General features: G+C 48.6%; 6 protein-coding genes. 2 read left to right on the top strand and 4 right to left on the bottom strand.

What is annotated here, in order from left to right:
• Positions 1–244: hypothetical protein (locus tag HY879_17910; protein ID MBI5605215.1), on the bottom strand; the 244-nt coding region annotated here is incomplete at its 3' end.
• A 533-nt stretch (positions 245–777) separates the two neighbouring features.
• Here HY879_17910 and HY879_17915 point away from each other — a divergent pair.
• Positions 778–1,053: a hypothetical protein gene (locus HY879_17915; GenBank protein MBI5605216.1), complete on the top strand. Its 276-nt coding sequence runs from the start codon at positions 778–780 to the stop codon at positions 1,051–1,053.
• Positions 1,054–1,059: 6 nt separating this feature from the next.
• On the top strand, positions 1,060–1,371 hold the full coding sequence (locus HY879_17920; GenBank protein ID MBI5605217.1) for a DNA helicase: 312 nt from the start codon (positions 1,060–1,062) through the stop codon (positions 1,369–1,371).
• Between the two features lie 11 nt (positions 1,372–1,382).
• On the opposite strand, the gene HY879_17925 is transcribed toward HY879_17920, so the two are convergent.
• The 3 genes from HY879_17925 to HY879_17935 all read right to left on the bottom strand — a co-directional run.
• Entirely contained in the window at positions 1,383–2,507 is a 1,125-nt protein-coding gene (locus tag HY879_17925; GenBank protein ID MBI5605218.1) for a TIGR02584 family CRISPR-associated protein, read from the bottom strand.
• Positions 2,504–3,481, bottom strand: a complete 978-nt coding sequence (cas6, locus tag HY879_17930; GenBank protein MBI5605219.1) for a CRISPR system precrRNA processing endoribonuclease RAMP protein Cas6 — start codon at positions 3,479–3,481, stop codon at positions 2,504–2,506. Before cas6 ends, HY879_17925 begins: the two co-directional genes overlap by 4 nt.
• Positions 3,482–3,519: 38 nt before the next feature.
• Positions 3,520–3,785, bottom strand: a 266-nt coding sequence (locus tag HY879_17935; GenBank protein MBI5605220.1) for a hypothetical protein, incomplete at its 5' end; no start/stop codon positions are given.

A 3,785-nucleotide genomic window follows, 5' to 3' on the forward strand; every position in this document is an offset into this window, starting at 1 on the left:
GGCATTTTTCTTTGAGCAGGCAGTCCGGGCAGTCCTGATTCCGGAGGGCGCAGACCACCCGTTTAAAGGCATGGCCGAATCCGCCCCGCAGGGTGGAGCCCTTATAGGCCGGCAGGACCAGGGGGTCCCGGGCCTGGAGAAAAAATTGAAAGGAGCCGCTTTGGATCTTTTTCAGCGAATCCTGGAGGAAGGAAAAAGGCCCGGTTGGTTGCGGTACGCTTTTCAAACGTCTTTCCGAATCCATTTCCGATGACCCTCCAACTCCTGGTTTCTGAAAGCCCTGGACTTCAATCGCCAAGGTATTTTATTGTAAGAAATATTCTTATATATTAACCTGCAATAAATAGATCACTAAAGCGGATGGGAATCAGGGTTATGATTATTCCTTTGAGGAAGGATTGTCAATCCTTTTTTAGGAAGGGCTGTTTTCCCTTTTCTATGCAAAGAGAAGAGGAAAAGACTTATGGTTCATATCCAGAGTTTCAACTTTGACGCCCCTGCTCCCTCCCCAGGAGGGACCAAGCGTACGGTCCGGCCGTTTATTTTTTACATAATCAAGAACCTGCCGGGGGACACCCTCATGCTGACTTGTCAAATATTTTATATTGAAAAATATCAATGACCTGAGATCTAAATTGTTTCATATTCCACCCGGTTAATCAACCACTGCAACCTTGCTGTCGTAACAATGTTCCATTTCCCATTATTGACAATCATAACGTTTGGGAATATAATAGTATCCAAATCATTTTTATCTTTTAGCCAGGAGAACACCCAATGTCAGAAATCCATATTTTAAAAACCGATACCCGGGGCCGGGTTACCCTTCCCCTGCCCTTCCGAAAAGAGCCTTTATTTGAATACCTTATCGAAGGGGAACAAATCATTCTCTATCCCGTCCGAACGGTTCGGAAATACCCGGACATGTCCGGTCTTCCAGAGGAAAAACTTTCTCCTGAATGGGAACAAAAAGAATTAAAGATAAACAAGGATACCCGAAGAGGGATTCGAGCGGCCTCTGCTTCAGAAGCCATGAAAAAGTTTAAAAAATAATTCCCTATGCCCGGCAAAGCCCCTCCCTTTCAACTACATTTTGAACCGTTCTTCCTGGAAAGTTACGCTATTTTGTCGTCTAAGGAACAGAAGACTATAGACAAGGCTTTGGTTTATTTAGCCGCTAATCCTCGTCATCCTTCTCTTAATGTTCATAAAGCCAAAAACATCTTGGCCAAATATCCGGTCGGGGGCCAGGAGGTATTCATTGCCTATGCCTCTCGAATCCTTCGGATCACTTTTGAATATGGACCGGACCCAGGCATGATCGCTCTCCGCAATTGCGGGTACCATGATCCCACTGAAAGAAAAATCTAACCCTTTCCGGATTAATAAACAATCTCTATCTTCCCCTTATCCATCCCGATCCCGTACCGGGTATTGGGCCGTCTGCCCACGGAAATAATATCCAGGTCCTTCAGGGCATACAGGCCGAAGCGGTCCCGGAGTTCTTTGCGGATTTTGCCTTTGTACATGTTAAAATTGTCAGCGCTTAATTCAGCGATACCGCTGTTGCTCATTTCCTCCACCGGCCGTTTATCAGCCAGTTTAAGGTATTGCCCTTTGATCCGCTCTTGAGCGGCAAAGATTCCCTGAATATCCAGAAAACACTCCGTGCAGGCCTGGCAGTCCTCACGAGGCAATGGGCGCTCTTTTTTCTTCATGGCAAAAAAAGCATAAAGGGCCAAGCGGGCCGGCATCATATCGAATTCCATGCCTCGGTAAATGATCTTTTTCTGCAGCAGGTTGATCACCAGCCGGCTTTGTTCTTCCCGGACCAGGGACATCATCAAGGTCGCCGGGTCCAAGGGTTTTTTGAGATACTCCTGACCCAGCCTTTCCCGGATGGAGACGAAGGGTAAATGGACCAGGGTAACATCGGCATATCGGGTCTCCTTGTAGTAGGGGTTCCCTTTTTCATCCCGGAGTTCAATCAAACGGGACTTTTTCGGGGGATAGAAAAAATCCGGATTGCCTTCAAATTCAGGGGAAACCAGGACATGGAACAGGCGATCCTGGGACCGGCCGTACATCTGGGCCGCCAGGGCCAGACAGGAACTCATGGTCTTCCGGCCCCCGGCCACGGAAAAATAAACCGCTGATTCGGGATCCCGGGTGAAACAGAAGGTCAGGTCCAGACACAGACGCAAGAGTTGTTCGTTGTCTTTTTCATCCCGGATATCCTCAATCTCCCGACCATGCTCATCCATAAGGGTATGAATGGTGGGTGGACCGAAATCAATGGAACGGATCTCCTGTTCATATTCCAGAAGATATTTAAAATACTGTCCGGCCGCCGGTTCCAGAAGGATGGACAGGATCTTTTCTTTCCCCCGCCGGGTGGTAAGGATATGGATGGCCTCCACCGGCCGCCCGGTTTGATGCAGGGCAAAGAGGGTCTCGGTGATCACCTGGGGACTGAGCCCGCAGACGGCCAGAAGGATGGTTTTCATTGTGGGTGATCCCCCTCACCCCCACCCTCTCCCACCGGTGGAGAGGGTGAAACAATGGAAATCTGGCCCAGGCCGAAGGTGGTGGCCTTTCCCAGGTGGACCTTTTCGCCATACCGGATCAAAGGGATGAATTCGTTCAAATCGCCCTGGTAGGCAATTTCCCCGACCATTCCCCCCATGAGCATGGATTGTTCCTGCCGGTTGGAATAGCGTTTCCAGTCGAACCAGCCCAGGGAGGAATTCCCGACTTCAACCTTTTCGGCCCTGGCCACCAATCCCTTATAATCGAGAGCGGGTTCTCCATCCCCAAAATGATTGCAGAGCAGGGCGATCCGTCGCAGGGCGGCCCGGATCAGAACATGGAAAGGGAGATCAGCCTGGAGCCGGTTATCAAATTTAAGGCGCAGAGGCGTCAGCAGATTCAAGGATAGTTCTTCATTGGATCGGACAAGATTGGGATCAATAAATTTTTCCACTGTGAGATGATCCGGTTGAACGGCCTTCAGCCGTTTATTTTCGGAATCATAAACAACCTGCCCCCCGGCTGTAATCCGTTGGAGTTGAAAACTGGATCGTTTTCCGTTGATTCGCCGGCCGATCCCGATTTGACCCATTTGTTCAATGGCATAAACAAAATAGGGAAGATAATCATTGACCCTTCCCAAAAGGATCAGATTAAAATCAAACCCTTCCCCGGCCTGGAAATGGGTCTGGCTGTCAAGGGACGGTTCGATGATGAAGGGATGGGGAGGGGATGGGGTGCCTTTTGAGTTTTCGCCGGAAGGAATTTCAAAAACCGTTGTATAGACACATTGTTCTCTGAGCAGACAGGATTCACATTCCTGCCGTTTGAGAGCGCAGACCACCTTTTTCAGAGCCACACCAAAGACACCCCGGAAGGTGGACCCCTTAAAAGGCGGAAGGAGGGCTTCGGATTCTAATAGAAGCTGGAAATTGTATTTTCCATAAAGCACGGCAGGATATCCTCTCAATATTTTTTCATGGAGTATAATCAACCCGACTTGGAATAGGAAGCATTGCAACCTTGCCGGGCTATTTTCCCATATATTGCCTGCTTCTCCTTCAGATGGAACCCTATTTTTCTCTTCTTGGTCTCCGGCGGGGCCATGAGTTGTTTTATGGCTTTGAAGATAGCCATAATTTTTTCATCATGGTCTTCAATCCGGTCTTCCAATTCCTTCAACTTGACAGCTAATTCTTTGTGATTGGCCAACAGTTCTCTAAGCCTGACAAATACCCGCATAATGGTAATGTTCA

The organism is Deltaproteobacteria bacterium (assembly GCA_016219225.1).
In the GTDB taxonomy this organism is placed as follows: domain Bacteria; phylum Desulfobacterota; class RBG-13-43-22; order RBG-13-43-22; family RBG-13-43-22; genus RBG-13-43-22.